Raw genomic sequence first — 25,716 nt, 5'->3', positions numbered from 1 at the left:
CGAGGAGGCCTCCATGCGCACTACTCCCCGCAACCCGCAGCGTCGCCAGTTCCTGAGGGCCCTGGGCGCCGGCACGGCCGCCGTCGGGGCCGGCGCCGCCCTGGGCCACGTGACCCTGTCCCAGGCCGATAGCCAGTCCGAGGCGTCACCTCGACCGGACGCTACCCGCCAGTACCACGAGACCGACCATATCCGTGCCTATTACGCCACCCTGCGTGACTGACGGCCCCAGCCAGGAGAGCGATGCCATGCGGCTGATACGTACATCCGACACCCCACGGTCAGACGGGCTGGGCATTTCCCGCCGCCAGTTCCTCAAGCGCAGTGGTGCCACCACGGGCGGGCTCGCGGCGGCGAGCTTCCTGGGCGCCCCGATGATGCAGCGCACCCAGGCGGCCGAGAAGACCGCCTGGTCCGACGCCCCGGCAGAGACCCGGCGCACCATCTGCTCCCACTGCTCGGTGGGCTGCGGTGTCTATGCCGAGGTCCAGGAGGGGGTCTGGACCCGCCAGGAGCCGGCCTTCGACCATCCGATCAATCGCGGGGCCCACTGCGCCAAAGGCGCCTCGCTGCGCCAGCACGGCCACTCCAGCCGGCGCCTCAAGTACCCCATGAAGCTGGTGGGCGGCGAGTGGCAACGCCTGAGCTGGGATGACGCTATCGAGGAGATCGGTAACAAGGTGCTCGCGCTCACCGAGCAGCATGGGCCGGACAGCATCTACTGGCTGGGCTCGGCCAAGTTCAGCAACGAACAGGCCTACCTGCTGCGCAAGTTCGCCGCCCTGGCCGGGACCAACAACACCGACCACCAGGCCCGCATCTGCCACTCCACCACCGTCGCCGGTGTCGCCAACACCTGGGGCTACGGGGCGATGACCAACTCCCTCAACGACCTTCAGAACAGCCGGTCGATCATGTTCGTCGGCTCCAATCCCTGCGAGGCCCACCCGGTGGCGATGCAGCATATCCTGCTGGCCAAGGAACGCAGTCAGGCCGAGATCATCGTGGTCGACCCGCGCTTCACCCGCACCGCGGCCAAGGCCAGCCACTATGTACGCCTGCGGCCGGGGTCCGACGTGGCCTTCATCTGGGGCCTGCTGTGGCACATCTTCGAAAACGGTTGGGAGGATCGCGAGTACCTCGACCAGCGCGTCTACGCCATGGACGAGGTCCGGGCCGAGGTGGCGACCTTCCCGCCGCATGTCGTGGAAAACATCACCGGCGTGCCCGAGGCGACCATGCGCGATACCGCCCGGCGTCTGGCCGAGAACCGCCCCGGCTGCATCGTCTGGTGCATGGGCGGCACCCAGCACACCACCGGCAACAACAACACCCGCGCCTACTGCATCTTGGAGCTTGCCCTCGGCAACATCGGCAAGTCCGGTGGCGGGGCCAACATCTTCCGGGGCCACGACAATGTCCAGGGCGCCACCGACCTAGGGCTGATGTCTCATTCCCTGCCCGGTTACTACGGCCTTTCCGAGGGGGCCTGGCAACATTGGGCGCGGGTCTGGGACCTGGACTACGAGTGGCTCAAGGGCCGCTTCGACCCGACCGAGTACGTCGATGGCCAGCCGATGTACTCAAGCGGCATCACGGTATCGCGCTGGGTCGATGGCGTGCTCGAGACCGAGGAGGACATCTCCCAGCGGACTCGCCTCAAGGCGATGTTCTACTGGGGACATGCGGTCAACTCCCAGACCCGCGGGCCCGAAATGCAGAAAGCCATGCAGCAACTGGAGATGATGGTCATCGTCGATCCCTACCCGACCGTGGCCGCGGTCATGCACGATCGTCAGGACGGGGTCTACCTGCTGCCGGCCGCCACCCAGTTCGAGACCACGGGCAGTGTCACCGCCACCAACCGCAGCCTGCAGTGGCGCGACAAGGTGATCGACCCGCTGTTCGAGTCCAAGCCCGACCACGAGATCATGTACCTGCTGGCCCGCAAGCTGGGCTTCGCCGACCAGCTGTGCAAGCACATCCGGGTCAACGGCACGGAACCGCTGGTCGAAGACATCACCCGCGAGTTCAACCGTGGCATGTGGACGGTAGGCTACACCGGCCAGAGCCCCGAGCGGCTCAAGACCCACCAGCAGAACTGGCACACCTTCAGCTTCCACACCCTGCAGGCCGAGGGTGGCCCCGCCGACGGGGACTACTACGGTCTGCCTTGGCCCTGCTGGGGCAACTCCGGCATGAACCATCCCGGTACGCCCATTCTCTACGACACCAGCAAGAAGGTCTCCGAGGGCGGGCTCACCTTCCGGGCCCGCTTCGGGGTCGAGCGCGATGGCGTCAATCTGCTGGCTGAGGGCTCCTACAGCCAGGGCTCGGCGCTCGAGGACGGCTATCCGGAATTCACCGCCCAGATGCTCAAGGACCTGGGCTGGTGGGATGACCTCACGGCCGAGGAGCAGGCCGAGGCCGAGGACAAGAACTGGAAAACCGACCTGTCCGGAGGCATTCAGCGGGTGGCGATCGCCCATGAGTGCGCGCCCTTCGGCAACGCCAAGGCGCGTTGCAACGTCTGGACCTTCCCGGACCCCATCCCCAAGCACCGCGAGCCGCTCTACACCAGTCGCCGTGACCTGGTGCCCAAGTACCGCACCTGGGACGACGTGGCCTCGCACTACCGGCTGCCCACCCTCTACTGGAGCATCCAGCAGCAAGACATGACCGGGAAGTACCCGATCATCCTCACCTCGGGACGCCTGGTGGAGTACGAGGGGGGAGGCGAGGAAACCCGCTCCATGTCCTGGCTGGCCGAGTTGCAGCAGGAGATGTTCGTCGAGATCAACCCGGCGCTCGCCAACGATCTGGCCATCGCCGAGGGCGACCTGGTGTGGGTCGAGGGCGCCGAGGGGGGCCGCGTGAAGGTCAAGGCCCTGATCACCCCGCGGGTCGCGCCGGAGGTGGTCTTCATGCCCTTCCATTTTGGCGGCATCTTCCAGGGCAAGAGCCTGCACGACCGCTACCCGGAGGGCAGCGCCCCCTATGTGCTCGGTGAGGCGGCCAATACCGCCACCACCTATGGCTACGACTCGGTGACCCAGATGCAGGAGACCAAGTGCACCCTGTGTCGCATCGAGAAGGCAAGCTGAGGAGAACCCCATGGCCACGATGAAGTTCATGTGTGATGCCGAGCGCTGCATCGAGTGCAACAGCTGCGTCACTGCGTGCAAGAATGCCAACGAGGTGGAATGGGGGATCCAGCGTCGCCGTGTGGTGACCCTCGATGACGGTGAGCCTTCCGAGGTCTCCATTTCGGTGGCCTGCATGCACTGTGACGACGCCCCCTGTATCGCCGTCTGCCCCACCGAGACCCTCTACCAGCGCGACGACGGCATCGTGCTCCACGACAAGGACCTATGCATCGGCTGCGGCTACTGCCTCTACGCCTGCCCCTTCGGCGCCCCGCAGTTCCCGAAGACCAACGCCTTCGGCGAGCGCGGCAAGATGGACAAGTGCACCTTCTGCGCCGGTGGCCCGGCGGACACGCCGGAAGAGGAATATCAGAAGTACGGTGCCAACCGCATCCGTGAGGGCAAGCTGCCGCTGTGTGCCGAGATGTGCGCGACCAAGGCCCTGCTGGCCGGCGATGCCCAGGAGGTCGCCGACATCTTTCGCCAGCGGGTGGTACGCCGCGGCCACGAGGATGGCGGCTGGTCGGGCAACCCCCGACGCGAGCGGGATCGCGAACGGGCCGGTCACGACCTGTCCGCCGCCGACCTGGCCCATGACGCCACCCGTCAGGGGTAAGGAGACCGACCATGAGCATCACGATCTCTTCCCGGGGGACCCGGTGGCTGATGCTGCTGGTACTTTCCCTGCTGCTGACGCTGGCCGTTGGACAGCCGGTCCACGCCCAGCAGGCCGATGCCGACCCGGGCCAGGAGGCCGCCTTCGCCGTCCCGGCGGTCGATGCCGACACCTGGCGGCAGATCCGCAGCGGCGAGACCGGCCCCAACTACCGCGACAGCCGGGCCGATAGCACCTATAGCCTGATCAACGCCAGCGGCGAGACCTGGCGCCAGTGGCGCAACCGCTGGGTCTCCCCCTTCGGGCTGATCGTCATCGGTGCGATGCTGCTGATGATCGCCGCCTTCTACCTGGTGTTCGGGCGCAAGGCGCTGGACGAGCCCCGCACCGGGCGCAAGCTGTGGCGCTGGCCGCTGCTGGTCCGCGCCTTGCACTGGAGCGTGGCCACGCTGTTCATCCTGCTGGCCCTCACCGGCCTCATCCTGCTCTACGGCAAGGCGGTATTTCACCCGCTGTTCGGCGACGGCGCCTGGGCCGGGATGATGTCCACCACCAAGCTGCTGCACAACTACGCGGGCCCCCTGTTCGGCATCCTGCTAATCGTGCTGCTGGCCCGCCTGCTGCGCCACAACTGGCCGCGCAAGTACGACCTGGCGTGGTTCCGGAAGGGGGGCGGCCTGGTCGGCAAGGGACATCCCGACGCCGGATTCGCCAATGCCGGCGAGAAAGTCTGGTACTGGTTGCTGGCGACCGTCGGCTTGGTCGTGATCGCCAGCGGCTTGGTGCTCGATTTCCCCAACTACGGCCAGGGACGTGACACCATGCAGTGGGCCAACCTCATCCACGCCGTGGGGGCACTCGGTCTCACCGCGGTGGCCTTGGGCCATATCTACATCGGGACTCTCGGCACGGAGGGCTCGCTGGAGGGCATGACCACGGGCTACGTCGACGAAACCTGGGCCCAGGAGCATCACAACCTCTGGTACGAGGAGATCAAGGATCAGGCGGTGCCCGAGACGCAGCTGGCTCGTGACGAGGCGGCCTCCCCGGGAGGCGACGATCCCGCTCCCCGCTCCGGATAGCGATCCCGCCGGCCAGCACCGATCGACACCGCCCGCGGGCGGTGTCTTTTGTTATGCTGGCCGCATCGCCCACCATCCGCCTGCCTGCAGGGAGACCCATCATGCAGCACCTCGACGATACCACCCGTACCGAGCTGGAAGCTGCCGCCTTCCGCCGCCTGCTGCGTCACCTGGACGCGCACAAGGAGGTCCAGAACATCGACTTGATGATCCTGGCCGACTTCTGTCGCAACTGCCTTTCCAAGTGGCTGGTGGCCGCGGCCGAGGAACGTGGCGAAACTCTCGACTACGAGGCCGCCCGGGAATATGTCTATGGCATGCCCTACGACGAGTGGAAGGCGCACTACCAGCAGAAGGCCACGCCCGAGCAGCTGGCCGCTCTGGAGGCTCGCCAGGCTCACAAGCCGGCCTCCCCGGAGGGGCAAGCCTAGATGAGTGAGCCGATGATTCCCCTGTCCATCGCGGTGCTCACCGTCTCCGACACCCGCACCGAGGCCACCGACCGCAGCGGCCAGGCGCTGGTCGAGCGGCTCACCGCCGCCGGTCACCACCTGGCCGAGAAGCGCATCGTGCCCGATGACGCCTACCGGATCCGCGCCGTGGTGGCGGGCTGGATCGCCGCTCCTGAGGTCCAGGTGATCCTCACCACCGGGGGTACCGGCTTCACCGGTCGCGACTCCACCCCCGAGGCGGTCTCGGTACTGCTCGACAAGCCGATCGAAGGCTTCGGCGAACTGTTTCGTCAGCTCTCCTGGCAGGAGATCGGCAGCTCCACCGTGCAGAGCCGCTGCCTCGGTGGGCTGGCCAATGCCACCGTGGTGTTCTGCCTGCCCGGCTCCACCGGGGCCTGTCGCACGGGTTGGGACGGCATCTTGGCCGAGCAGCTCGACAGCCGCCACAAGCCCTGCAACTTCGCCAATCTCGTGATTCCCGAACGAGGCCAGCATGGCTGAGCTGCAGAGCGTCGAGGCGGCCCTGGCGGCCCTGCTCCAGGACGTCCCGGTGACCCCACCGGAGCCTCTGCCCTGCGACGCGGCCGCGGGACGGGTCCTCGCCGAGCCCGTCACGGCACGCCTGGACGTGCCGCCCTTCGACAACAGCGCCATGGACGGCTATGCCCTGCACCATGCCGACGCCGGGGGCTGGTTGCCGGTGAGCCAGCGCATCGCCGCCGGCCAGCCAGCCACACCGCTGGCCCGGGGGACCTGTGCCCGGATCTTCACCGGCGGCGAGATCCCGCCGGGCGCCGATTGCGTGGTGATGCAGGAACGCGTCGAGCGCGACGGCGAGATGGCCTGGCTCCCGGCCGAGGTTCCGGCCGGCGACAACCTTCGCCGTCGTGGCCGTGACGTCTCGGTCGGTGCCTCGCTGCTGCCCGCCGGCGAGCGGCTGGAGGCCGCGGCGCTCGGCCACCTCGCCGGCCAGGGCATCACCGAGGTAGTGGTGCGTCGCCGCCCCAGGATCGCGCTGCTCTCCACCGGCGACGAGATCGTCGATCCCGGCCAGCCCCTGGCCCCGGGCCAGCTCTACAATTCCAACCGTCCGATGCTCACACGCCTGCTCGAGCGCTTCGGCGCCGAGGTGGTAGGGGCCAGCTCGGTACCCGACCGTGGCGAGGCGACCCAACACAGGCTGCAGGAGGCGGCCGACATCGCCGACCTGGTGGTCACCACCGGGGGCGTCAGCGTCGGCGAAGAGGATCACGTCAAGGCGGCGCTGGCACGGCTTGGCCGGCTCGATCTCTGGCGGCTGGCGGTGCGCCCCGGCAAGCCGCTGGCGCTGGGCCGGCTGCCGGGCCACGGAGGTCGCGAGGTACGATTCGTGGGGCTGCCCGGTAATCCGGTCTCGTGCTTCGTCGGGGCCTGGTTGTTCCTGCGTCCCCTGCTGGGGGCCATGCAGGCGTGCCCGGCGCTCGCCACCCTGCCCCAGCTGTCTGCCCGAGCCGACTTCGCCACGCGCACCGGCCCGCGTCGCCATTACATGCGCGTGACGCTGGCCTTCGGCGAGGACGGCATCCTGGCCCGGGCCTTCCGCGATCAGAATTCCGGGGTGCTCTCCTCCTGCATCGGCGCCGATGCCCTAGCGGTGATCCCCGCCGATCACCGCGTCGAGCCGGGCGACCGGATCGACTGCCTCTGGCTGCGCATGGAGTAGACCTCAGCGGTCGGGCACTTCCAGTGCCGCCTTGACCGCCGGCCAGAGACACCGGAAGTCGGCCGCGAGGTTGGCATAGTCCGCCTCCAGCCAGGGCACCAGTTCGGCCAGGCGATTGGGCCCCGACAGTCGCCGCCCGATCCTCGCCACGGCTCGGCAGGTGAAAGCGAAATCGGCGTAGCCATGCAACCAGTCCTGCTCCACCAGCACCGGCATCATGGCTGCCAGGCGGTCCGGTGCCGGGCGGTCCGCCAGCAGGCAATAGCAGCGCTTGACCAGTGCCGACTCCTCACGGTCAAGCTCGAGGCGTCGTGCCACGAAGTGGTCCCAGACGAGATCCAGGGCGATCCCTGCGTAGCGACGCTGTTCTCGGGGCGCCCGTGCCAGGGCATCGGCCACCACCGGGTGCGCATCGACGAAGGCATCGACGCGACGATGGTGGCGGATACCGGCCGCCACGGCGGCCGGCCATGCCGACAGGTCCGCTCCCTTCACGCCGTCGGCGATGAGATTGCCATAGAGGAAGTCATCGCTGCCACCACGGGCCAGCCAAGCATGGGCCAGGAAGTTCACAGGCAGTGGGTGGGCTTGGGCAATCCCGCCAGGCGCGCAGCCACCTTGGCCGAGCTGCCGGGAAAGAGACGCATCAGATGGAGGGAGCGCCCTTTCTCCGACCCCAGGGCCTGACCGATGGCCTTGACGAGCGGACGCATAGCCGGTGCCATCTCGAAGCGGGCATAGAAATCCCGAAGCACGTCGAGGACCTCCCAATGTTCACGGGTCAGGATGATGCTTTCCTCTTCGGCCAGTGCCTGAGCTACAGCGGGAGACCAGTCATCGAGATCTACCAGGTATCCTTCGGGATCTAGGCCGATTTTTTTGTTTTGACAATCTAGATAACGGTATATTTCCGTGGTTGCCATCAGTACCAGCTCACCGTGCGTTCCGCTTCCTCGGTCAAGGCGACGAAGCCGTCCACATCCACGACCTGGACCTCACCATCACAGCGACCCAGCAGGCCTCGAGACGCCAGATCCTCCTTGAGCGCAAAGAGTCGCCCCTGCAGGCCATCGTAGTAGCGGACCAACTGGGGCAAGGCGCCCTGGACACCATCCTCGATCAACAGCAAACGATCGTCCTGCCCCATGCCCTCCAGGGCCTGTCGGTAGACCTGGCTGGTGGCAGGTGAGCGATTGACGATATGTAGCAGCATCCACGGCCCCCTTGTGGCGAGACAGACTTAGAAGGTAAGAATCAGGCGATGATCCTTCAGGGCATCGGCGACCCCCGTCGTCGACAGCGGGATGACGGTCAGCCTCATATCATCGACCTGCAAGCCGAAATCGGCCAGGGCCTGCTCCTCGACCAGCAGTGTGCGGATATCATACATCTCCAGCATCTCGAGTGTCGCGGACGATCCCTTCTGGCCTAAGGCCCCCGGTCCCTGGCCCGGTAGCAGCGCCGTCACGCCTTCGCCCATGAAGAGCAGCGAGACCTCGCGCCCGAAGGCCGCGGCCACCAGCGCGGCATCCAGGCCTTCGCGCAGCCAGCTGGTGCCGTGGGGGCCATGACGCAGGATCACCAGCAGGTCGGCTGTCGGTGTTTCACTCATCGTTACTCCCGCCTTGGTCTTGTGTATCAGGGGCCGAAGGTAACCAGCCGGTCGCAGCGCAGGCCCAGGTCCACCAGCTGCCCCAGCCCGGTCAGCTCGAAGGGTGCCGCCAGGCTGTGCCCCGACTTGCCGTGACGTTCGGCCTCTCGGCGGTCCATGAGCCCACGGCGAAGGGCCGCGGCGATGCAGACCTGCAGGGCCACGTCGTGTTCCCGGTGCAGCGACACCCAGGCGTCCACCAGGTGCGGCTCATCCTGGGGCGGTGCTGCCAGGCGAGCCGCATTCTGGACCCCATCATGATAGAAGAATACCGCTTCCAGCCGATGGCCGCGTGCCACCACGGCCTGGGCGAAACGCAGCGCCGAGTGGCTCGCCTGATGGCTATAGGGCGCACCCATCAACAGGAGGGCATATCGCATCGAGGGCCTCATGAAACAAGACTGGCCCCGTCATGGCGGGGCCAGAGGCATCGTACAGCGTGGTCGATCAGTCCTGGCTCATGATGCCAAGCAGCGAGAGCAGGCTGATGAAGAGGTTGTAGATCGACACGTAGAGGGTGATGGTGGCGAGAATATAGTTGGTCTCGCCAGCCCGGTGCACGATCTCGCTGGTCTGGTAGAGAATGGCCGCCGACGAGAACAGTACGAAGCCGGCCGAGACCATCAGGGACAGCGAGGGAATCTGGAAGATCAGCGCCGCGACCATGGCCAGGATCAGCACGATGGCGCCGGCCATCAGGAAGTTGCCGAGGAAGCTGAAATCCTTGCGCGTCACCAGAGCCACGGCCGAGAGGCCCAGGAAAGTCAGGCCGGTCATGCCCAGGGCGGTAGCAATCAGCTGGGCCCCATTGGGCAAGGTCAGATACGCGCTAAGGATCGGCCCCAGGGTAAACCCCATGAAACCGGTGAAGGCGAAGGTCGCCAGGAGACCTGCGGCCGAGTTGGCGGTTTTATGAACCAGGAACATCAGGCCATAGGCCCCGATGAAGAACAGCAGAATGTTGATGCGCTCGACTCCTAGCGCCATGGCCCCACCGGCCGTGACGGCAGAGAACAGCAGGGTCATGGCCAGCAGGCCATAGGTATTGCGAAGCACCTTGTTGGTGCTGACGGCCTGCTGCGTCTGCTGACGGGTCGCCTGCATGTCTTGGTAAGCCATTGAACCAGAGCTCCCTGATTGTTGATCTAGGCACTGGACACAGAATGCCCCCTGACGGTTCCCGACGCAAGTCAGGGCTCTGCCGTGACCATCATGAAATCGATCCCTTCTTGCTTGACAATAAGCTTTCGCTAAATAAATACGCCAGACAGGTACTAAAGACGTACTAGCAATGGATGAGTAAGTTCATGACCAAGACGCGTTGCTGACGCGCGGACGGGTTCCTATTCTTTTTGTTACAAGGTGTAAACAAACACACCATAACCCGATATCGCTTGTTCCTCTGCGGTAAGGCGATGTCGGCACACAGGGAGAACCGTATGGACCAGCCAGCAGACAAGCGCCCGCGTCGGCCCAACGACCTCGACCGGGCCAGAGAGCGCCGGCGTCAACGTGAGCGCGAAAGGACCGAGGATCTGGTGGAACAGCTGCGACGCTGGGCGACCGGTGACTGGCCACCTCTCGATGAAGAGATCAGACAGCCTTCGTGATATCTCGCTAGCGCGGGACCTTGGGCATGGCGATCGGCAGATCCGACAACGAAGGCAGGCGTGTCGAAGAGGACGACAGGGACGTGCAAGGAACAGCTCGGGAAAGGAGTGAGTGGCGGAGGGACAGGGACAATCCGCCAGATGCTCATATCCCATTGATTCCCAAGTCAGTCAATGCGTTACGTCGTTTTCATGTGGTAAATTAGTGTGGTAAATGCACCATCAGGACGCCACGCCATGAGCCACTTGGAGAGACGCGCCAACCGCTGGTATGCGGTGCTGACCATCCCCAAGGACGCACGCCCCAAGCTGGGCGGCAAGATTCGATTCGTGAAGAGCACTGGGACAGCTGACAAGCGGGTGGCCCAGTCGAGGGCCTATGCGCTGGTGGCTGAGTGGAAAGACCAGATCGCCAGGGCGCGGGGCAATGAGAAGGAGGAAGGATCGTTCCTCGACGGGGTGCTGGAGTATCGCCACCAACTTGAAGACCTCCAGCGAAGCGGCCAGAGGCTCCACCATGAGGCATTGTCCAGCACCATCCTTGAGAAGGCCGAGAAACTCGATGCTCAAGGCCGAGCCGAAGATGCCCAACGGCTTGCCGGTGTGGCGCTCGGCCAGCAGACGCCCATTGAGCCAGAGCTTCGGGAATGGCGGGACGGGCTCCACCTCAAGCCCAAGACGGCCGAGCAGATGGAGAAGGACGCCAAGCGGATGGCGGCTTACTTCGAGGTTATCGAGGCCATCGGCCCGGAGAGCGTGAGGGAGTGGGCCAAGGTGCTCATGGCGCCCAAGGACCAAGACGGTTACGGCTATGGCGTGTCCTCGGTCAAACGCTGCTTCTCAGCGGCCCGGAGTGTCTGGCACCACCTCCAAGAGACGGGTAAGGCGCCAGCAGATCGCGAGCCCTTCAAGCTGCCGTCCTTCGTCCAGCGTCAGGAGCGGGCAGCCAGCGCCAGCAAGGCCCGCAACGGGGCGAAAGGGTGGATCGCCTTCGAGCCCGTCGATGTGGTCAGGCTACGCCGTGAAGCCATGGATGATGGCGATGATGCCCTGGCAGACCTGTTAGACCTCGGTATGTACACCGGGGCACGGATCGAGGAGCTGTGCTCGCTGCGCACGGACGATAGCTCCACGGACAGGCTCAGGATCACCGACAGCAAGACGGATGCGGGGATTCGGGAGATTCCGGTTCACTCTGAGTTGAAGCCCACCGTTGAGCGCCTCCTGGCTGAGTCCAGGGACGGCTACCTGCTCTCCGGGCTTACCTTCAACAAGTACGGGGACAGGTCCAACGCCCTCGGGAAGCGGTTCGGTCGGCTCAAGGCTCGCCACGGCTTCGGCACTTCCTACGTCTTCCACTCCATCCGCAAAACGGTGGTGACTCTCCTCGAAGATGCGGGCGTATCGGAGAACCTCACGGCAGACATCGTTGGCCACGAGAAGCCACGGGTGACCTACGGGCTGTACTCCGGCGGCCACTCGCTGAAGAGCAAGCGGGAGGCTGTGGAGCTGCTCCGATACCCTTGCTGATACCTGGCCGTTTCCTTCTGAAGTCCCTCATGCCTTCCTGTGGGCGCATTCCCAGCCAGGCCCATGGGGCACCATAGTGGGCTGTTGTAGAAGGCGCTCACACCGTCATACACGCTGCTCCTGCCGCATACCAATTACGGCCCTCTTGGGGAGGAGGAGTCGCCCCACGCGGTTACCACCCACCTGAAGAGGAATGCAGCCCACTTCTGGGGGGAATCCTCCGTCAGAGAACTGGTATAGGAGCACGATCCATGTCTTACAACGACACGATTTCATTCGAGGAGGGGCTTCAGCGGGTCCAGGCCGAGCTAGCGGATGGCACACCCTGCCCGCAGGAAGAGCCGATGGAGCTACCCCTCGACGACATCAAGATGCGGCACTCAGTGTTTCAGCCGCGAGAGTTCCAAGAAACGGCCAGGACAGAAGACCATGTCCGTGCATTGAGCGAGGCCATCAAGGCGGAGCCATCGAACCGGCTCGATACGGTGACGATCTGGTGGAGCGGTAAGCACTGGACCGTTCTGAACGGCCACCACCGATTGCTGGCCTATGGCCGCGTCAGGAAGACCGGCTTCAAGCAGCACCAGCCGGACGGCAGCAAGACCGACCGGTGGATGGTGCCCGTCCGTTGCTTCCGGGGCTCGCTGCAACAGGCACTCATTGAGGCCACGCGGACGAACTCCAAGGACCATCTCTCGATGACCAAGGACGAGAAGATGAACCGCGCATGGCGGCTTACGGTCCTGTACCCCAAGTTATCCAAGTCAGCTGTTGCGAACACCTGCAAGATCGGCTCCAGAACAGTCGCCAGGATGCGCTCCCAGCTATGGGCGATTCAGGAAGGCGAGCCGGACGACTGGAAGTCGCTGGCCCTGGAGATGTCCTGGCGCGAGGCACAGCGGTATGGCAAGGACGAAGCAATGGAATACGACGATTCATGGCAGGAACGGCAAGCAACCGAGTGGAGCCGTCGCCTGGGCAAGGCGTTCGGCACCAAGTTCGCGGAGCAGCCGGAAGTCGCTGCGCGGGCGCTCGAACTGTACTCCGAGCGACTGGCCAAGGAGCTAGGACCGATCCTCCACGAACCGGAGGAGCTGGAGGAGCCGGAGGAACTGGAAACGGTCGACTTCTGAAGTGGTTGGGGGGAGATGGATCAGGGATGATCCAGGCACATCGGTGGAATGGGTAGTCATCCGCCGAAGGACCAGCAGATGGACGGTCAGGCTGTGCCTTCCCTGGCTGGTGTACTTGGCACAATGGAGGGTGTGCCATGGCATAGGCACCGGGGGCGGTAGGTCTACGCAGAGCTTCGACAGAATGGCCCGCTCTCGCGAAATCTGGCTGACCATCAAGGCGTTGGCCCTGCCGATTTGCTCACACGACGGCGCTTTCAGGGTCACATCGAGGGATCGCCACGGTGGCGCGGGCAGCAGACGCGCCGGAACGTGATCTACCTGTGTTCGGCTGACTCCGTTTGTCCATCGCTGAGCTGGAGGAATGGGACTCCTACCGGCCCACCCCGGCCATTTTGCGGCGCACACGTGAGCCGGTATTGGAGTGTATAAAGAAGAATGAGCTTCCCCGGTGCCCGCCTCGAGCGAGCGCATGGTGGCGGCTGGAAGTCGATTTCTAGGTGCCCACTGGGGATGGACGACGGCCACTCCGCCCCACAGGCACGGTCGCTACAGGCTGCATTGGCTTGGCTCAAAGGGTGTACCTTGTGGCCCATGCTGTGGGCTGGCGCTCAGAGTGGCTCATAGCTGTTGATTTTCAATGATCCATCCCCTACATTGTGAGCCACACTCAATGAGCCACGGTGAAGGAGCAGCCGACATGTCAGCCACCATCGCTTACGTCCGAGTCAGCACCGAGGACCAGTCCACCGACACACAGCGAGCCACCATCGAGGAACGCCACAAGGTCGACCGCTGGTTTGTCGATGAGGCGACCTCTGGGGCCATCAAGGCGAAGGACCGGAAAGGGCTCGGTGAGCTACTGAGCTATGTCCGTGAGGGTGACACCGTCATCGTCTACGCCATCGACCGCCTGGGCAGGAACACCATCGACGTGCTGGAGACGGTCGAGGCGCTCAACGCCAAGGGAGTGGCGGTGCTGTCGATCCGTGAGGGCTTCGACATGAGCACACCGATGGGCAAGGCAATGCTCACCATGCTGTCCGCTATGGCTGAGCTGGAACGCTCCAACATCAAGGAACGCCAGATGGCGGGTATCAAGCGGGCCAAGGCGGAGGGTAAGGCCCTCGGCAGGGAGAAGGTCATCATTGATGAGGACGTGGCTCAGTGGCGCCAGGAGAACAGCGCCAGCATCAAGGCCACGGCGGAACACTTCGACATCTCACCGGCATCCGTGAAGCGGGCCTGTCGGGTAGCGAAGGTAAGTGCCAGTGATTCTCAAAAACAGCTATCAAAGATGACGATTCAATAGTTTGATTCTATAGGCTCTGCCTTTGTGGTAGAGTCTATTTTTGCGACGTTGCTAACGGAAGTCTCTCAATACGAAGGAGGGCGATATGACAGGAGCCATGCTGACAACGATGGGGCTATCACTAGACATGGTGGGCGCTGTGCTTGTAGCAAGTGAGGTCGTCAAGACCTTCAAAGGCCCCACGACCATAGACGGAGGAGACTCCGGGACACTAGGCGGCGGCTTCTCTCCAAAGGTAAACCCCGAGTACACCAAATATGAGAAGAGGAGGCGAGGGTTCATGGGGGTTGGGCTTGTGTGTCTGCTCCTAGGTTTTGCCATCCAGATAGTAGGTGCATGGGTCTCATAATCACATTCACACCAAGAAGAGAGTCCCCAAGAAGCACAAGGGGCCATTTCGGCTTAGCTCCGCATGGACTTTGACCATTCTCATGAACTCATCATGGCGTAATCGCTGGAGTTCCGTAATCGCCTCTTCCTGCTTGTTTCTGCGCATCAGGTCATAATTCGACTTGACTGAGGCCCTGTAGGCTCCTTTGGCGCCTCGCTCGGCACCGATCCAAGCCCCACCAAGAGTCGCTATCGCACCCAGCAAGGCGAGACCAAATTGCCCCGGCGTGATGCCTAAATCGGCGAGGCTGGCCTTGGCATTGGTGTAGAAGGTAGTAGAGAGTCTCCATCGCTCATCAGCGTCCATGCGTAGGGTTAGTAGGTGACGTATGTGCTAAGCCTACAAGATACAGTGGGCAGTGCTGAGGTTTGGCGCGAAGGTCGGGAGGGGGATGTGGTAAACACATGTGGTAAATAAGCGAAAAGGCATGTCCTCTAAGCTCTTGAAAAGCCTCGAAAACATGCCCTAGAAGTCGGAGTGGCGGAGGGACAGGGATTCGAACCCTGGGAAGGCTCTCACCTTCGCCGGTTTTCAAGACCGGTGCATTCAACCGCTCTGCCATCCCTCCGGCTCACGGCGATGTATACTATCAGCTTTTTCGCCTGGGTCAAGAGCTGCGTACGATCAAGACGTTAGCCAGCCTTCAGTAGAGTCGCAGGCCCACCCGGGTAATCCGATTGCCCTCCATGTCACTCACCACCCAGTGAATGCCGTGCCAGTCGACATCGTCCCCCACCACGGGATGCCCTCCGACTCTCAGGGAAACGAAATCGGCCAACGTCATCTCGCGTTCGCCCGGACTCAGGGTCAGGCCATAGGCATCGGCGATGTCCCGCATCGGGGCATCGCCATCGAAGGTGAAGGTGCCGAAGAAGGCCTGTTCGCGCTTGAGCTTGGCATCCCCGTTGAAGAGCCGGTTGAGTGCCGGCAGGTCATCACTGCGCCCAATCACGCAGATCACATCACCGAGACACAATCGGGTGCTGCCCTTGGGGTGCAGCATGGTCTGCTCACGGAACAGCGCGGCGATCAGGGCCCCGGAGGGAAAGCGCAGCAGGCGGATGGGGACATTCTCGAGATCCGAGTTCTCGACCACATAGACGAACATCTCGTAGTCGTTCCTGTGCAGGATGCCCAGCGGCCCGCGACGGTTGGGGGAGACGCTCGCCGGGACCTCGACCCGCATCTTCCGGGCCATCCAGGGCAGGGTTCCGCCCTGGATCAGCAACGAGAGCAGCACCACGGCAAAGGCGACATTGAAGTAGAGCGAGGCATTCTCGACCCCACCGATGACCGGAAAGATCGACAGCACGATCGGCACGGCACCGCGCAACCCGACCCAGGAAATGAAGCCGACCTCGCGCCAGCGGAACCGGAAGAACGGCTTGACGGCTATCAGTACCGCCAGAGGACGGGCGACGACGATCAGGGCCAGGGCCACGACAGACGCCGGCAACGCATAGTCGAGCAGGTCGCTGGGCGTGACCAGCAGCCCCAGTACCAGGAACAGACCGATCTGGCTGAGCCAGGCCAGACCGTCGTGCACCGGCAAGATGAAGTTGAGATGTCGGCCGGGATGATTGCCGATCATCAGTCCGGCGAGGTAGATCGCCAGAAAGCCGCTGCCGTTCAGGACACTGGTCATGCCGAAGACCAGAAACCCCAGCGACAGGGCCAGCAGCGAGTAGAGCCCGGGGGCGAGGTCCAGCCAGCCAAGCAGGCGACCAGCGAGCCACCCGATCCCGACGCCGATGACGGTGGCCAGGCCGAATTGCAGCACCAGGAAGAGCAGCGTGTCGACCACGCCACCGATCTCGCCGACCAGCACCTCTACCAGCATCAGGGTCAGGAAGATGGCCATGGGATCATTGGTACCCGACTCGATCTCCAGGGTGGCCCCCACGCGTTCGTTGAGGTTGATGCCGCGTCCGCCCAGCATCGAGAAGACTGCCGCGGCATCGGTAGAGCCGACGATGGCCCCGACCAGCAGCCCCTGGACCAAGGTGAGGTCGAACACCCACATCGCGATGGCCCCCACGATGCCACTGGTCACGAACACGCCGAGGGTGGCCAGCGAGAGCGCGGGTCGGAAGCCCACACGAAAGGTCTTGAGCCGGGTGCGCAGTCCCCCGTCAAGGAGGATCATGGCCAGCGCCAGGTGGCCGATCAAAAAGGCAAGAGAATAATCATCGAACTGGATGCCGAGCACCCCTTCCTCCCCGGCCAGCATGCCCAGACCCAGAAAGATCAGCAGCAAGGGCACCCCGACCAGGGTGGAGAGTCGACTGGCGAGAATGCTCAGCGCGATGAGGAAGCCGCTGAGCAGGAAGAGGGTATTGATCGAATCCATGGCATCCTGCCTCGGGAAGGTCGCACCATTATCGCATGGCGCCGATAAGGCCGCGATCATCGTCACCGCCGGCACTGGTCATGGCAATCCGGCTGCCGCTAGACTAGCCTCGCCCGGCAGATACCGGGTTCGTTGTTCCGGAGCCCTCATTCATGATCCCACACGCCCGACGTCGCCTGATCAGGGACGCCATTTCGTTGATGCTGCTGGGTAGCTTGCCGTTCGCCGGGCTGATAGCGGCGCAGGACTCGACCGCGCCTCTCCTTTCGCTCGACAGCGAGGTCAGGGTGTTGGACCTGTCCCGACCGTCCGACACCTCCTGGGAACGATTTGCCGGCCTGCCCAGTGGGCCGGCCGTGGATACCCCCTCGCGCCCCCTTGCCCCGGCGATGGCCCTTCGCCCCGCCGACCCCATCGCGCCACCGCCGGTCACAGACCTAGAGGTGATGCTCGACTGGTATCCGAGCCTGCACCACGCCGCCCTGCTCATTGCCCAGGAAAGGAAGCTGTTCGCGCGGCGTGGCCTGTCGGTGACCCTCTCCACCCCGGCTGACCCCGAGGTGCCCACCAAGCTGCTGGCCGCCGCCCGTGTTGAGCTGGCGGTCACTCGTCAGCCCCTCCTTCACCTGCAGGTCGAACAAGGGATGCCGCTGATCCGTGTCGCGACCCTGGTCGGTCTGCCCCTGGCCACCCTGGTACTCAAGGAGCATCGAGCCCCCGACGCGCTGACCGGCCTGGCCGGCCGCCGCATCGGGCACTCGGACCGCGATGGCGAGCAGGTCCTGCTGGCCGCCCTGCTCGCCCGGCATGAGGTGACCCGCGAGGAGGTCGACAGCCCGAACGTGCACTTCGGCCTGGAGCAGGCGATGGCCCTGGAGCGGGTGGACGGCGTGATCGGTGCCATGCGTCACCTGCTTCCGCGCCAGCTCGCCGACGAGGGCATGGCGGTGCGCACCTATCCGGTCGAGGAGCACGGCGTCCCCCTGCATGATGGTCTCATCCTGGTGGCGAACCGGGATCGGCTGGCCCAGCACCGGGACGGCATCCAGCGTTTCGTCGCGGCCGTCGAGGAAGCCACCGCCTGGATCCTCAACCATCCCGACGAGGCCTGGACGCTGCTGGTGACGACACAGCCCACCCTCGACACGCGCGCCAACCGGGCTGCCTGGCCGGAGATCCGGGCACGCCTCAGCCTGCGTCCGGCGGCCGTCGACCAGGCCCGCTACGCGAACTTCGAGACCTTCCTGTTCGAAGCCGGCATCATCAAGACCCGCACGCCCTGGGAGCGCCTGGCCATGGATCCCGGCCTGCCCTGACCGCAAGCCTGGTCCGGCGTCGCGACGCGGCCGGCACAGGGCCAGGCCCGCCGTCTCAGTCCGCGAGACGCTCAAGGAAGGCGTTGACCGCCGCCTGAAAGGCTTCCGGCTGTTCGGCATGTAGCCAATGCCCGGCATCCAGCGTCTGCACTTCGGCCTCGGGCAGCACCTCGTGCAGCGCCGGCAGCTGCGCATCGGTAACATAGGCCGACCGGCCACCCCGCAACACCAGAACCGGCCCCGAGAAGGCGCCCTCCCCCGCCGGCTCGCCCATGATCGCCGGGTAGTCCGCCATGATCTCGTCCAATCCGATCCGCAGTCGCAGGATTCCCTGGTCATCCCGCACCAGATTGGTGGCCAGGAACAGTCGCACCCCTCGCTCCTCGACATGCTCGGCCAGCAGGGCATCGGCCTCGCGGCGATTGGTCGGCTCGCCCGACTCGACGCGGCGCAGTGCGGCGAAGACGCTGTCATGACCATGACCGTAGGCCACCGGCGCGATGTCGGCCACGATCAGCGAGGCCACTCGCGTGGGGGAAAGCCTGGCCAGGCTGATCACCACCTTACCGCCCATGGAATGGCCGAGCAGATGAGCCTGCTCGATTCCGAGCCGGTCGAGCAGAGCGAGCACATCGGCCGCCATCTCGGCGTAGCCCATGCCCGCCACGTGAGGGGAGCGGCCATGGTTGCGCAGATCCACGGCGATGACCCGGCGATCCGCCTGCCATGCCTTAAGGAGGGAGCGCCAGTTATCGGCACTCCCGAGCAGACCATGGATCACCACCAGGGGCACGCCCTCGCCGCCGGTATCGATATGATGAAGGTCGATGGCCATGCACGTCTCCTTGTTGTTGCAGTGATGTCAGTAATGGACCTGGGCCTGTCGTGGTGGCCGGTCCGGCTGGCCGGTAACGGCTACCAGCCGACGGCTCAGCCAGGCGAGGAGGATGCCGTAGAGCGGCAGGAAGAACAGCAAACTGATACCGAGCTTGATCACGTAGTCCACCCAGGCAATCTCCGGCCAATGGGTGGCCATGAAGGGGTCCGGGCTGCGATGGAAGGCGATGGAGAAGAAGGCAAACGTATCCGCCAGATTGCCGACTCCCGTGGAGAGTGCCGGGGCGACCCACCAGGCTCGCCGCCGGCGCAGCCGGTCGAAGACCGTCACGTCGAGCAGTTGGCCCAGCACATAGGCCATGAAACTGGCCAGGGCAATGCGCGCCACGAAGAGGTTCCACTCACCAAGCGCCGCGACTCCCGCGAAGCCGCCCTGGGGAAACACCACCGAGACGACGTAAGAGATCACCAGGGCCGGCAACATGACCCGCAGGATGATCGCCCTCGCTGGTTCCTTGCCGAACAGGCGCACGGTCAGGTCGGTAGCCAGGAAGATGAAGGGAAAGCTGAACGCCCCCCAGGTGGTATGAAACCCCAGCAGGGTGAACGGCAGTTGCACCAGGTAGTTGCTGGCGGCAATCACCAGGATATGAAAGGTGACCATCAGAGCCAGGCAACGGCGATACTGCACGGCGGAGAGGCGAAACATGGCGAGATCCTTTTTGGCAAGAAAGGGGTGAGGGAACCCTGATGAGGCCGGGCGCAGGTCGGCACGCCGGTGGAGGCGCGCATTATACGCAGGCGGACAACGCCCTGGCCAACCCGACACGACACCGCCGCCCCGTAGGGCGGCGGTGTCCATGCGGTGCCGAGAGATATTACTGCTGACGGGCGTCGTGGGCCGCCCCGACCTCTCGCGCCTTCATCGCCTCGTGCACATCCTGCAGGCTCGCGGGATCATCGATGGTCGAGGGTACCCCGTACGCCTGGCCGTCGGCGATGTTGCGCAACAGCTTGCGCAGGATCTTGCCGGAGCGGGTCTTGGGCAGGCGATCCACCACCAGCACCTGCTTGAAACAGGCGATGGGGCCGATCTGCTCCCGCACTAAGGCGATCAGTTCGTTCTCGAGGGTCACCTCGTCACCCTCGAAGCCATCCTTGGGAATCACCAGGCCAACCGGCACCTGCCCCTTGAGGTGATCATGGATGCCGATCACCGCACACTCGGCCACCGCCGGGTGGCCACCGACCACCTCCTCCATCTCGCCGGTGGAGAGACGGTGTCCTGCCACGTTGATGACATCGTCGGTCCGCCCCATGATGAACAGGTAACCCTCCTCGTCGACATAGCCGCCGTCCCCCGTCAGGTAGTAGCCCGGGAAGGCAGCCATGTAGGCGGCATGGAAGCGCTGGGGGTCGCGCCAGATCCCGGCCAGACAACCCGGCGGAAGCGGCTGCTTGATCACCACGCTGCCCTGCTCCATGGGCCCCTCCGGCTGGCCTTCCCGATCGAGGATCTGCACATCGAAGCCGGGTACCGGGACGGTGGCACTGCCCGCCTTGGTGGGCATCGGCGCGAGCCCCTGCAGGTTGGCGGCGATGGGCCAGCCGGTCTCGGTCTGCCACCAGTGGTCGATCACCGGCACGTCGAGCAGGTCATCGAGCCAGTGGAAGGTGGGCGGATCCAGCCGTTCACCGGCCAGGAACAGCGCCTTCAGACAGGAGATGTCATACTGCTCGAGCAACCGGGCGTCCGGGTCCTCCTTCTTGATGGCGCGGAAGGCCGTCGGTGCGGTAAAGAAGCTCTTGACCCGATACTCACTGATCAGTCGCCAGAAGGCCCCGGCATCCGGCGTCCGTACCGGCTTGCCCTCGTAGACCACGGTGGTACAACCCCGCAGCAGCGGCGCATAGACGATGTAGGAGTGACCGACCACCCAGCCCACGTCGGAAGCGGAGAAAAACACCTCCCCCGGCGCCATATCGTAGATGACCTCCATGGAATAGTGCAGCGCCACGCCGTAGCCGCCGGTGTCGCGCACTACCCCCTTAGGCTTGCCGGTGGTACCGGAGGTATAGAGGATGTAGAGCGGGTCGGTGCCCTTCACCGCGACGCAGTCGGCGGGCTCGGCCGACGCCACCAGCGTCGCCCAATCGTGATCGATGGCCGCTCCCAGGTCGGCACGCAGCTGCTCGCGCTGCAGGATCACACAGGCCTCCGGCTTGTGGGCGCTCTGGGCGATGGCCTGATCGACGATGGGCTTGTAGGGCAGGACCCTGTCGACCTCGACCCCGCACGAGGCGGCCACCACCACCCGGGGCTCGGCATCCTCGATGCGTACCGCCAGCTCGTGAGGGGCGAAGCCACCGAAGACGACCGAATGTACGGCACCCAGCCGGGCGCAGGCGTACATCGCCACCAGGGCCTCGGGCACCATAGGCATATAGATCACCACCCGATCCCCTTTCTCCACCCCCAACGCCTGAAGGGCACCGGCGAAGTGCGCCACCTCGTCACGCATCTCGCGGTAGGTGAGGGTGCGTTTGGCACCGGTGACCGGGGAGTCCCAGTAGATCGCCGGCTGGTCGCCACGCCCCTGCGCCACATGGTGGTCCAGGGCCGCATGGCAGAGGTTGAGCTCACCATCCTGAAACCAGCGGGCATGATCGCCCTCGTCCCGGGTCAGGATGGTGCTCGGAGGGGTAAACCAGGGGATACGCTTAGCCTGCTCGGCCCAGAAGGCCTCGGGCTGGTCGATGGAACGGCGGAATTCGTCGTGATAGCGGCTCATGAGCATCCTGTCGCAAGCGAGTGGCATCGAGATTGTTGACACTCTAGATCAGCCGAACGGAACAATCTTCATACTATCGGCTAATCTTCGACAAAAGGACGATGCTTCCCGACATTGTTGTCGACAATAAATCCCGGCGACGCCTCACGCCCTGCCATTGACAGGGTGTCGATCCGGTGGAAAAACACGCCGTGGACTATAGTTGAGAATTGCCTGTATCAGAAAATCAGCAGAGCCAGGGCGGCCCGCCCCCTCTGGCGGCGCCGACAACGCCAGCCCGGCCGACCTCCGCTGAGGCGAGAGGATCGGCCCCGACAGTACAGGGGACATCATCATGGGCAATCCGCAACGCAGCGCCTCGCACCTGCTGGCAGGTGGCGAGGCGGTGATCGACCAGGCGAGCGCGCTACTCAAGGCGATGGCCAATGACAACCGGCTGCGCATTCTGTGCCTGCTGGACGACGCGGAGTTGTCGGTAACCGAACTTAACAAGCGACTCGCCCTCAGCCAATCGGCCCTGTCACAACATCTGGCCATCCTGCGGCGCGAGAATCTGGTCACCACGCGCCGCTCCTCGCAGACCATCTACTATTCGCTGCAGGGCGAGCGGGCCCGGATCATCATCGAGGCCCTTGCCCGGATGGGCCTGCCCGACGACGCCTCCCCACCGTGACGACGTTCCCCCGCCTCCGAGGGCTCCCCTTCCACGACAGTATCAGCGCTTCTGCCAGCGACTGGCGTCGAGCAGTTCCAGGCCATGCTCGACTCCGCGCTCCACCACCCGCGTGACCATCAGGCCGAGACGCTCGCCAAGACTCAAGTGGCGTTCGAGGCGCAGGCCGATCACCCTCGCCTCCTTCATGCGTTCGACCAGATAGGCCTCGCTGGTGCCCAGCGCATCGACCAGCCCGCGGTCGAGGGCATCGCGCCCGTACCACACCTCCCCTGTGGCCACCGCCTCGATGTCGAGGTCCGACCGACGCTCGGCGACATAGTTCTTGAACAGGCCATGGACGGTCTCGAGGTCATCCAGGAACTTGTCGCGTCCCTCCGGGGTGTTCTCCCCGAACACGGTCAGGGTGCGCTTGTAGCGCCCGGCGGTCAGCACCTCCACGTCGATGTCGTGGCGCTTGAGCAGGCGATGCACGTTAGGCAGCTGGGCGACCACACCGATGGACCCCAGCACCGCGAAGGGGGCAGCTCGCAACTGGTCGGCGCAGCACGCCATCAGATAGCCACCGCTGGCCGCGACCTTGTCGACACAGACGGTCGTGCGCAATCCGGCCTGCCGCAGGCGGTCCATCTCCGCTGCGGCCAGCCCATAGGCATGGACCAGCCCACCAGCCGATTCCAGGCGTACCACGACCTCGTCACCCTCCCTGGCGGCATCGAGCACCGCCGAGACCTCCTCGGCCAGCCTGCCGGTAGCGCTGGCCTTGAGGTCTCCCTGGAAGTCGAGCACCCAGACGGTCGGCCCCGCGGCGGCGTCTGACTCGTGGTGCTTGTCGCGAGCCTTGTCATCGCGCCGGAAGCCCTTTAGCAGCCGCTTGCGGGCTCCGGGGGCACTGGCCGCCAGGGTCAGCCGACGACGACGGTGGCGCCGACGCGCGTTGAACTCCTCGAGCCTGAGCCGGGTGCGGTCGCCCACCTCGCTTTTGGCCCGCGTGATGACCAGCACCACCAGGCCACCGATCACCACCAGGGTCACCAACTGTGCCACGAACATGCCGAAATCCGTCAGCCACTCGCTCACCGCGCTCTCCTGCGTCTGTCTATCGTTCTATCCTGCCCGCCGGGTCGGGCCGACACAAGGCATCCTCCCGGCACCCGCGCTTGATCAAGACGACGAGATTCAATAGGCTGCCTTCCCCTACCATGCCCACCGTCAGGATCCGCCCGATGTCAGCCGCCATCATCGCCAAGCTTCACGACCGCTTCGACGCCCAGGCTGCCCAGGGCATGGACGCGGTCTTTCAGTTCCACTTCAGCGATGCCGGCGATCACCATCTGGTGGTCAGGAACGGCACCCTGGACATCCGCGAGGGCGAGCACGACGAGCCCTCGGTCAGCCTGAGCATGCATTCCGCGACCCTGAAGAAGGTGATGAGTGGCGAACTCAATGGCATGAGCGCCTTCATGAGCGGCAAGCTCAGGGCCACCGGCAACGTCATGCTGGCTACCCAGCTGACCCGCCTCTTTCCCGGCGACTGACGCGACCGCCGTCAGGGCCGGGCCCGAACCTCGGCCAGGTGGGTCTCGATCAGGGCCCGAGAGATGGAGTAGAGCGGCGGCAGCTGGGGCAGCCGCCCCGGCGAGAACCAGGCCGCGTCGCTGATCTCCACGCCGTCGATGCGCAACTCGCGGCCGGCCGCCTCGGCGAAGAAACCCAGCATCAGGGAATGCGGGAAGGGCCAGGGCTGGCTGCCGAAATAGCGCAGCCGCCCCACCGTCAGCCCTACCTCCTCGTGGATTTCCCGGCGCACCGCCTCCTCGACGGACTCGCCCGGCTCGATGAAGCCGGCCAGGGTCGAGTAGCGTCCCGGCGGGAATCGCGGGCTACGGGCCAGCAGCAGCGACTCCCCATGCGTCACCAGGGTGATGATGCAGGGCGAAATGCGGGGATAGTTGCGATGTCCACATCGGGTGCAGTGCATCGCGAACTCGTCGCCGAGCCGCGTGGCCTGTGCTCCGCAGCGCCCGCAGAAGCGATGGTTGCGCCACCAGGCCCCGACCTGCAGGGCCGTGGCGACCAGGGGATACCAGGATTCCGGCAGCCGCGCCAGCCATTCGCGTCCCTCCGGCCAGGTCTCGTCGCCGGCCTCCTCCACGGCGAGCGCCACCGGCTCCTCGTTCCACCAGCACAGTGGCTGCAGGTCCGGCGTCCAGGGGCGCGACGCCTGCAGCGGAGTGCCGTCTATCCCCTCGGCGATCCGTCCCTCGCTCAGCCGGATCACCCGCCCTGCCGCCTGATCATGGGGCAGCTCGCGGCGCAGCATCAGGACGAGGCCTTTTCGTTGCCTGGCCAGCCGGCCAGCCCGTCCCAGCGACACTCTCCGGCGACCTCGCGGATACGGGCCAGCTTGGCATAGTGCGCGGCCAGCTCCTCCCCACTGGGCGCCTGCACTCGCAGCTGGCCGGGCGAGACAGCTAGGCGCCGCCGAGCGAGCCCCTGCGACACAGTCGACTCGACCGCCCCTTCGGCGGAGGCATCTAGAGACAGGGCGGTCTGGCCGCCGGTCATGGCCAGATAGACGTCGGCGAGGATCTCGGCGTCCAGCAGGGCACCGTGCAGGACCCGATGGCCGTTGTCGATCTCGTAGCGTTTGCACAGGGCGTCAAGGCTGTTGCGCTGGCCGGGGTGCTTGTCCCGTGCCATCCGCAGGGTATCGAGGATACGACAGTGCTCGGCCACCGGGCCCAGGCGCGGCTCGCCCCGAGCGTCATTGAGCAGGTGGAACTCGTGATCCATGAAGCCCACGTCGAAGGGGGCGTTGTGAATCACCAGCTCTGCCCCCACGATGAAGGCCCAGAAGGCATCGGCGATCTCGGCAAACACCGGTTCATCGGCGACCTTCTCGCGAGTGATGCCGTGGACCGCCACGGCCTCGGCCTCGATATCCCGCTCAGGGTTGATGTACTGATGATAGGTGTTGCCGGTCAGGCGCCGGTTGACCACCTCCACTGCCCCGATCTCGATCAGGCGATGGCCTTCGCGGGGGTCGATGCCGGTGGTCTCGGTATCCAGGATGATCTGGCGCATGAAAGGGTCTCGTGCTCGGCGAGTGGGGCCGGCGCC

The 25,716-nt window shown here is 65.0% G+C and carries 28 protein-coding genes and 1 tRNA gene; 15 read left to right on the top strand and 14 right to left on the bottom strand.

Annotated features, from left to right (window positions below):
* Positions 1 to 13: 13 nt before the first annotated feature.
* The 7 genes from FHR94_RS01560 (at position 14) to FHR94_RS01530 (ending at position 6,998) form a co-directional block, all read left to right on the top strand.
* Entirely contained in the window at positions 14 to 223 is a 210-nt protein-coding gene (locus tag FHR94_RS01560; RefSeq protein WP_183323839.1) for a twin-arginine translocation signal domain-containing protein, read from the top strand.
* 25 nt (positions 224 to 248) lie between these two features.
* Positions 249 to 3,104, top strand: coding sequence for a molybdopterin-dependent oxidoreductase (locus FHR94_RS01555; protein WP_183323837.1), 2,856 nt, complete (start codon positions 249 to 251; stop codon positions 3,102 to 3,104).
* A 10-nt stretch (positions 3,105 to 3,114) separates the two neighbouring features.
* On the top strand, positions 3,115 to 3,762 hold the full coding sequence (gene fdh3B / locus FHR94_RS01550; RefSeq protein WP_183323835.1) for a formate dehydrogenase FDH3 subunit beta: 648 nt from the start codon (positions 3,115 to 3,117) through the stop codon (positions 3,760 to 3,762).
* A gap of 11 nt (positions 3,763 to 3,773) precedes the next feature.
* A complete protein-coding gene (locus FHR94_RS01545; RefSeq protein ID WP_183323833.1) occupies positions 3,774 to 4,844 on the top strand; it encodes a formate dehydrogenase subunit gamma in 1,071 nt (356 codons plus the stop codon).
* A gap of 101 nt (positions 4,845 to 4,945) precedes the next feature.
* Positions 4,946 to 5,275: a DUF1244 domain-containing protein gene (locus tag FHR94_RS01540; RefSeq protein WP_183323831.1), complete on the top strand. Its 330-nt coding sequence runs from the start codon at positions 4,946 to 4,948 to the stop codon at positions 5,273 to 5,275.
* Complete coding sequence (gene moaB / locus FHR94_RS01535; protein ID WP_183323829.1) at positions 5,276 to 5,797, top strand: molybdenum cofactor biosynthesis protein B; 522 nt, start codon at positions 5,276 to 5,278, stop codon at positions 5,795 to 5,797. It begins immediately after the preceding gene.
* On the top strand, positions 5,790 to 6,998 hold the full coding sequence (locus FHR94_RS01530; protein ID WP_183323827.1) for a molybdopterin molybdotransferase MoeA: 1,209 nt from the start codon (positions 5,790 to 5,792) through the stop codon (positions 6,996 to 6,998). The genes moaB and FHR94_RS01530 overlap by 8 nt, the downstream gene beginning before the upstream one ends.
* 3 nt (positions 6,999 to 7,001) lie before the next feature.
* Here FHR94_RS01530 and FHR94_RS01525 read toward each other — a convergent pair whose 3' ends face one another.
* The 6 genes from FHR94_RS01525 to FHR94_RS01500 form a co-directional block, all read right to left on the bottom strand.
* Entirely contained in the window at positions 7,002 to 7,571 is a 570-nt protein-coding gene (locus tag FHR94_RS01525; RefSeq protein WP_183323825.1) for an ACP phosphodiesterase, read from the bottom strand.
* Positions 7,568 to 7,921: a TusE/DsrC/DsvC family sulfur relay protein gene (locus FHR94_RS01520; protein WP_183323823.1), complete on the bottom strand. Its 354-nt coding sequence runs from the start codon at positions 7,919 to 7,921 to the stop codon at positions 7,568 to 7,570. Before FHR94_RS01520 ends, FHR94_RS01525 begins: the two co-directional genes overlap by 4 nt.
* Positions 7,921 to 8,211 carry a sulfurtransferase complex subunit TusB gene (gene tusB, locus FHR94_RS01515; protein ID WP_183323821.1) on the bottom strand — a complete coding sequence of 97 codons (291 nt, stop codon included), beginning with the start codon at positions 8,209 to 8,211 and terminating at the stop codon, positions 7,921 to 7,923. Before tusB ends, FHR94_RS01520 begins: the two co-directional genes overlap by 1 nt.
* Before the next feature lie 27 nt (positions 8,212 to 8,238).
* Positions 8,239 to 8,610: a sulfurtransferase complex subunit TusC gene (gene tusC / locus FHR94_RS01510; RefSeq protein WP_183323819.1), complete on the bottom strand. Its 372-nt coding sequence runs from the start codon at positions 8,608 to 8,610 to the stop codon at positions 8,239 to 8,241.
* 26 nt (positions 8,611 to 8,636) lie between these two features.
* Positions 8,637 to 9,029 (bottom strand): sulfurtransferase complex subunit TusD, encoded by a 393-nt coding sequence (gene tusD / locus FHR94_RS01505; protein ID WP_183323817.1) that lies wholly within the window; start codon positions 9,027 to 9,029, stop codon positions 8,637 to 8,639.
* Positions 9,030 to 9,096: 67 nt separating this feature from the next.
* Positions 9,097 to 9,768, bottom strand: a complete 672-nt coding sequence (locus FHR94_RS01500; protein ID WP_183323815.1) for a Bax inhibitor-1/YccA family protein — start codon at positions 9,766 to 9,768, stop codon at positions 9,097 to 9,099.
* Between the two features lie 320 nt (positions 9,769 to 10,088).
* Here FHR94_RS01500 and FHR94_RS01495 point away from each other — a divergent pair, with 320 nt between their 5' ends.
* The 5 genes from FHR94_RS01495 (at position 10,089) to FHR94_RS01475 (ending at position 14,583) form a co-directional block, all read left to right on the top strand.
* Complete coding sequence (locus tag FHR94_RS01495; protein ID WP_183323814.1) at positions 10,089 to 10,259, top strand: hypothetical protein; 171 nt, start codon at positions 10,089 to 10,091, stop codon at positions 10,257 to 10,259.
* A gap of 237 nt (positions 10,260 to 10,496) precedes the next feature.
* Positions 10,497 to 11,789 carry a DUF6538 domain-containing protein gene (locus tag FHR94_RS01490; RefSeq protein WP_183323812.1) on the top strand — a complete coding sequence of 431 codons (1,293 nt, stop codon included), beginning with the start codon at positions 10,497 to 10,499 and terminating at the stop codon, positions 11,787 to 11,789.
* A gap of 251 nt (positions 11,790 to 12,040) precedes the next feature.
* The gene (locus FHR94_RS01485) at positions 12,041 to 12,922 is read left to right on the top strand and encodes a hypothetical protein (RefSeq protein WP_183323810.1); all 882 of its coding nucleotides are present in this window, start codon (positions 12,041 to 12,043) and stop codon (positions 12,920 to 12,922) included.
* A gap of 700 nt (positions 12,923 to 13,622) precedes the next feature.
* Complete coding sequence (locus tag FHR94_RS01480; RefSeq protein ID WP_183323808.1) at positions 13,623 to 14,234, top strand: recombinase family protein; 612 nt, start codon at positions 13,623 to 13,625, stop codon at positions 14,232 to 14,234.
* Between the two features lie 85 nt (positions 14,235 to 14,319).
* Positions 14,320 to 14,583, top strand: a complete 264-nt coding sequence (locus tag FHR94_RS01475; RefSeq protein ID WP_183323806.1) for a hypothetical protein — start codon at positions 14,320 to 14,322, stop codon at positions 14,581 to 14,583.
* A 520-nt stretch (positions 14,584 to 15,103) separates the two neighbouring features.
* Here the strand turns inward: FHR94_RS01475 and FHR94_RS01470 are convergent.
* Both FHR94_RS01470 and FHR94_RS01465 read right to left on the bottom strand, forming a co-directional pair.
* Positions 15,104 to 15,193: transfer RNA gene (locus tag FHR94_RS01470), tRNA-Ser, on the bottom strand.
* Positions 15,194 to 15,268: 75 nt separating this feature from the next.
* The gene (locus tag FHR94_RS01465; RefSeq protein ID WP_183323804.1) at positions 15,269 to 16,975 is read right to left on the bottom strand and encodes a potassium/proton antiporter; all 1,707 of its coding nucleotides are present in this window, start codon (positions 16,973 to 16,975) and stop codon (positions 15,269 to 15,271) included.
* A 152-nt stretch (positions 16,976 to 17,127) separates the two neighbouring features.
* On the opposite strand from FHR94_RS01465, the gene FHR94_RS01460 reads away from it, so the two are divergent.
* A complete protein-coding gene (locus FHR94_RS01460; protein WP_183323803.1) occupies positions 17,128 to 18,291 on the top strand; it encodes an ABC transporter substrate-binding protein in 1,164 nt (387 codons plus the stop codon).
* Positions 18,292 to 18,346: 55 nt separating this feature from the next.
* Here the strand turns inward: FHR94_RS01460 and FHR94_RS01455 are convergent, their stop codons facing one another.
* The 3 genes from FHR94_RS01455 to FHR94_RS01445 all read right to left on the bottom strand — a co-directional run bounded on the left by FHR94_RS01455 (position 18,347) and on the right by FHR94_RS01445 (position 21,920).
* Positions 18,347 to 19,126: an alpha/beta fold hydrolase gene (locus tag FHR94_RS01455; RefSeq protein WP_183323801.1), complete on the bottom strand. Its 780-nt coding sequence runs from the start codon at positions 19,124 to 19,126 to the stop codon at positions 18,347 to 18,349.
* Between the two features lie 27 nt (positions 19,127 to 19,153).
* Positions 19,154 to 19,837 carry a 7-cyano-7-deazaguanine/7-aminomethyl-7-deazaguanine transporter gene (locus FHR94_RS01450; protein ID WP_183323799.1) on the bottom strand — a complete coding sequence of 228 codons (684 nt, stop codon included), beginning with the start codon at positions 19,835 to 19,837 and terminating at the stop codon, positions 19,154 to 19,156.
* A 169-nt stretch (positions 19,838 to 20,006) separates the two neighbouring features.
* Positions 20,007 to 21,920, bottom strand: coding sequence for a propionyl-CoA synthetase (locus FHR94_RS01445; RefSeq protein ID WP_183323797.1), 1,914 nt, complete (start codon positions 21,918 to 21,920; stop codon positions 20,007 to 20,009).
* A gap of 334 nt (positions 21,921 to 22,254) precedes the next feature.
* Here FHR94_RS01445 and FHR94_RS01440 point away from each other — a divergent pair, with 334 nt between their 5' ends.
* Positions 22,255 to 22,593, top strand: a complete 339-nt coding sequence (locus FHR94_RS01440) for an ArsR/SmtB family transcription factor (protein ID WP_183323795.1) — start codon at positions 22,255 to 22,257, stop codon at positions 22,591 to 22,593.
* Between the two features lie 42 nt (positions 22,594 to 22,635).
* Here the strand turns inward: FHR94_RS01440 and sohB are convergent, their stop codons facing one another.
* Positions 22,636 to 23,673, bottom strand: coding sequence for a protease SohB (gene sohB / locus FHR94_RS01435; protein ID WP_183323793.1), 1,038 nt, complete (start codon positions 23,671 to 23,673; stop codon positions 22,636 to 22,638).
* Between the two features lie 146 nt (positions 23,674 to 23,819).
* On the opposite strand from sohB, the gene FHR94_RS01430 reads away from it, so the two are divergent.
* Positions 23,820 to 24,131 carry an SCP2 sterol-binding domain-containing protein gene (locus tag FHR94_RS01430; protein ID WP_183323791.1) on the top strand — a complete coding sequence of 104 codons (312 nt, stop codon included), beginning with the start codon at positions 23,820 to 23,822 and terminating at the stop codon, positions 24,129 to 24,131.
* A gap of 11 nt (positions 24,132 to 24,142) precedes the next feature.
* Here the strand turns inward: FHR94_RS01430 and nudC are convergent, their stop codons facing one another.
* Both nudC and dnaQ read right to left on the bottom strand, forming a co-directional pair.
* On the bottom strand, positions 24,143 to 24,916 hold the full coding sequence (gene nudC / locus FHR94_RS01425) for an NAD(+) diphosphatase (RefSeq protein ID WP_183323789.1): 774 nt from the start codon (positions 24,914 to 24,916) through the stop codon (positions 24,143 to 24,145).
* Entirely contained in the window at positions 24,916 to 25,680 is a 765-nt protein-coding gene (gene dnaQ / locus FHR94_RS01420; RefSeq protein WP_183323787.1) for a DNA polymerase III subunit epsilon, read from the bottom strand. The genes nudC and dnaQ overlap by 1 nt, the downstream gene beginning before the upstream one ends.
* Positions 25,681 to 25,716: the final 36 nt, after the last annotated feature.

Origin of the sequence: Halomonas cerina, assembly GCF_014192215.1 — a bacterium.
In the GTDB taxonomy this organism is placed as follows: domain Bacteria; phylum Pseudomonadota; class Gammaproteobacteria; order Pseudomonadales; family Halomonadaceae; genus Halomonas; species Halomonas cerina.
This window is presented reverse-complemented; position numbering and strand designations above follow the sequence as displayed.

Excerpts from the sequence above, each read along its gene's own strand:
- FHR94_RS01560 (WP_183323839.1), top strand. The coding sequence starts at position 14 with ATGCGCACTACTCCCCGCAACCCGCAGCGTCGCCAGTTCCTGAGGGCC.
- FHR94_RS01555 (WP_183323837.1), top strand. The coding sequence starts at position 249 with ATGCGGCTGATACGTACATCCGACACCCCACGGTCAGACGGGCTGGGC.
- fdh3B (WP_183323835.1), top strand. The coding sequence starts at position 3,115 with ATGGCCACGATGAAGTTCATGTGTGATGCCGAGCGCTGCATCGAGTGC.
- FHR94_RS01545 (WP_183323833.1), top strand. The coding sequence starts at position 3,774 with ATGAGCATCACGATCTCTTCCCGGGGGACCCGGTGGCTGATGCTGCTG.
- FHR94_RS01540 (WP_183323831.1), top strand. The coding sequence starts at position 4,946 with ATGCAGCACCTCGACGATACCACCCGTACCGAGCTGGAAGCTGCCGCC.
- moaB (WP_183323829.1), top strand. The coding sequence starts at position 5,276 with ATGAGTGAGCCGATGATTCCCCTGTCCATCGCGGTGCTCACCGTCTCC.
- FHR94_RS01530 (WP_183323827.1), top strand. The coding sequence starts at position 5,790 with ATGGCTGAGCTGCAGAGCGTCGAGGCGGCCCTGGCGGCCCTGCTCCAG.
- FHR94_RS01520 (WP_183323823.1), bottom strand. The coding sequence starts at position 7,921 with ATGGCAACCACGGAAATATACCGTTATCTAGATTGTCAAAACAAAAAA.
- tusB (WP_183323821.1), bottom strand. The coding sequence starts at position 8,211 with ATGCTGCTACATATCGTCAATCGCTCACCTGCCACCAGCCAGGTCTAC.
- tusC (WP_183323819.1), bottom strand. The coding sequence starts at position 8,610 with ATGAGTGAAACACCGACAGCCGACCTGCTGGTGATCCTGCGTCATGGC.
- tusD (WP_183323817.1), bottom strand. The coding sequence starts at position 9,029 with ATGCGATATGCCCTCCTGTTGATGGGTGCGCCCTATAGCCATCAGGCG.
- FHR94_RS01500 (WP_183323815.1), bottom strand. The coding sequence starts at position 9,768 with ATGGCTTACCAAGACATGCAGGCGACCCGTCAGCAGACGCAGCAGGCC.
- FHR94_RS01495 (WP_183323814.1), top strand. The coding sequence starts at position 10,089 with ATGGACCAGCCAGCAGACAAGCGCCCGCGTCGGCCCAACGACCTCGAC.
- FHR94_RS01490 (WP_183323812.1), top strand. The coding sequence starts at position 10,497 with ATGAGCCACTTGGAGAGACGCGCCAACCGCTGGTATGCGGTGCTGACC.
- FHR94_RS01485 (WP_183323810.1), top strand. The coding sequence starts at position 12,041 with ATGTCTTACAACGACACGATTTCATTCGAGGAGGGGCTTCAGCGGGTC.
- FHR94_RS01480 (WP_183323808.1), top strand. The coding sequence starts at position 13,623 with ATGTCAGCCACCATCGCTTACGTCCGAGTCAGCACCGAGGACCAGTCC.
- FHR94_RS01475 (WP_183323806.1), top strand. The coding sequence starts at position 14,320 with ATGACAGGAGCCATGCTGACAACGATGGGGCTATCACTAGACATGGTG.
- FHR94_RS01465 (WP_183323804.1), bottom strand. The coding sequence starts at position 16,975 with ATGGATTCGATCAATACCCTCTTCCTGCTCAGCGGCTTCCTCATCGCG.
- FHR94_RS01460 (WP_183323803.1), top strand. The coding sequence starts at position 17,128 with ATGATCCCACACGCCCGACGTCGCCTGATCAGGGACGCCATTTCGTTG.
- FHR94_RS01455 (WP_183323801.1), bottom strand. The coding sequence starts at position 19,126 with ATGGCCATCGACCTTCATCATATCGATACCGGCGGCGAGGGCGTGCCC.
- FHR94_RS01450 (WP_183323799.1), bottom strand. The coding sequence starts at position 19,837 with ATGTTTCGCCTCTCCGCCGTGCAGTATCGCCGTTGCCTGGCTCTGATG.
- FHR94_RS01445 (WP_183323797.1), bottom strand. The coding sequence starts at position 21,920 with ATGAGCCGCTATCACGACGAATTCCGCCGTTCCATCGACCAGCCCGAG.
- FHR94_RS01440 (WP_183323795.1), top strand. The coding sequence starts at position 22,255 with ATGGGCAATCCGCAACGCAGCGCCTCGCACCTGCTGGCAGGTGGCGAG.
- FHR94_RS01430 (WP_183323791.1), top strand. The coding sequence starts at position 23,820 with ATGTCAGCCGCCATCATCGCCAAGCTTCACGACCGCTTCGACGCCCAG.
- nudC (WP_183323789.1), bottom strand. The coding sequence starts at position 24,916 with ATGCTGCGCCGCGAGCTGCCCCATGATCAGGCGGCAGGGCGGGTGATC.
- dnaQ (WP_183323787.1), bottom strand. The coding sequence starts at position 25,680 with ATGCGCCAGATCATCCTGGATACCGAGACCACCGGCATCGACCCCCGC.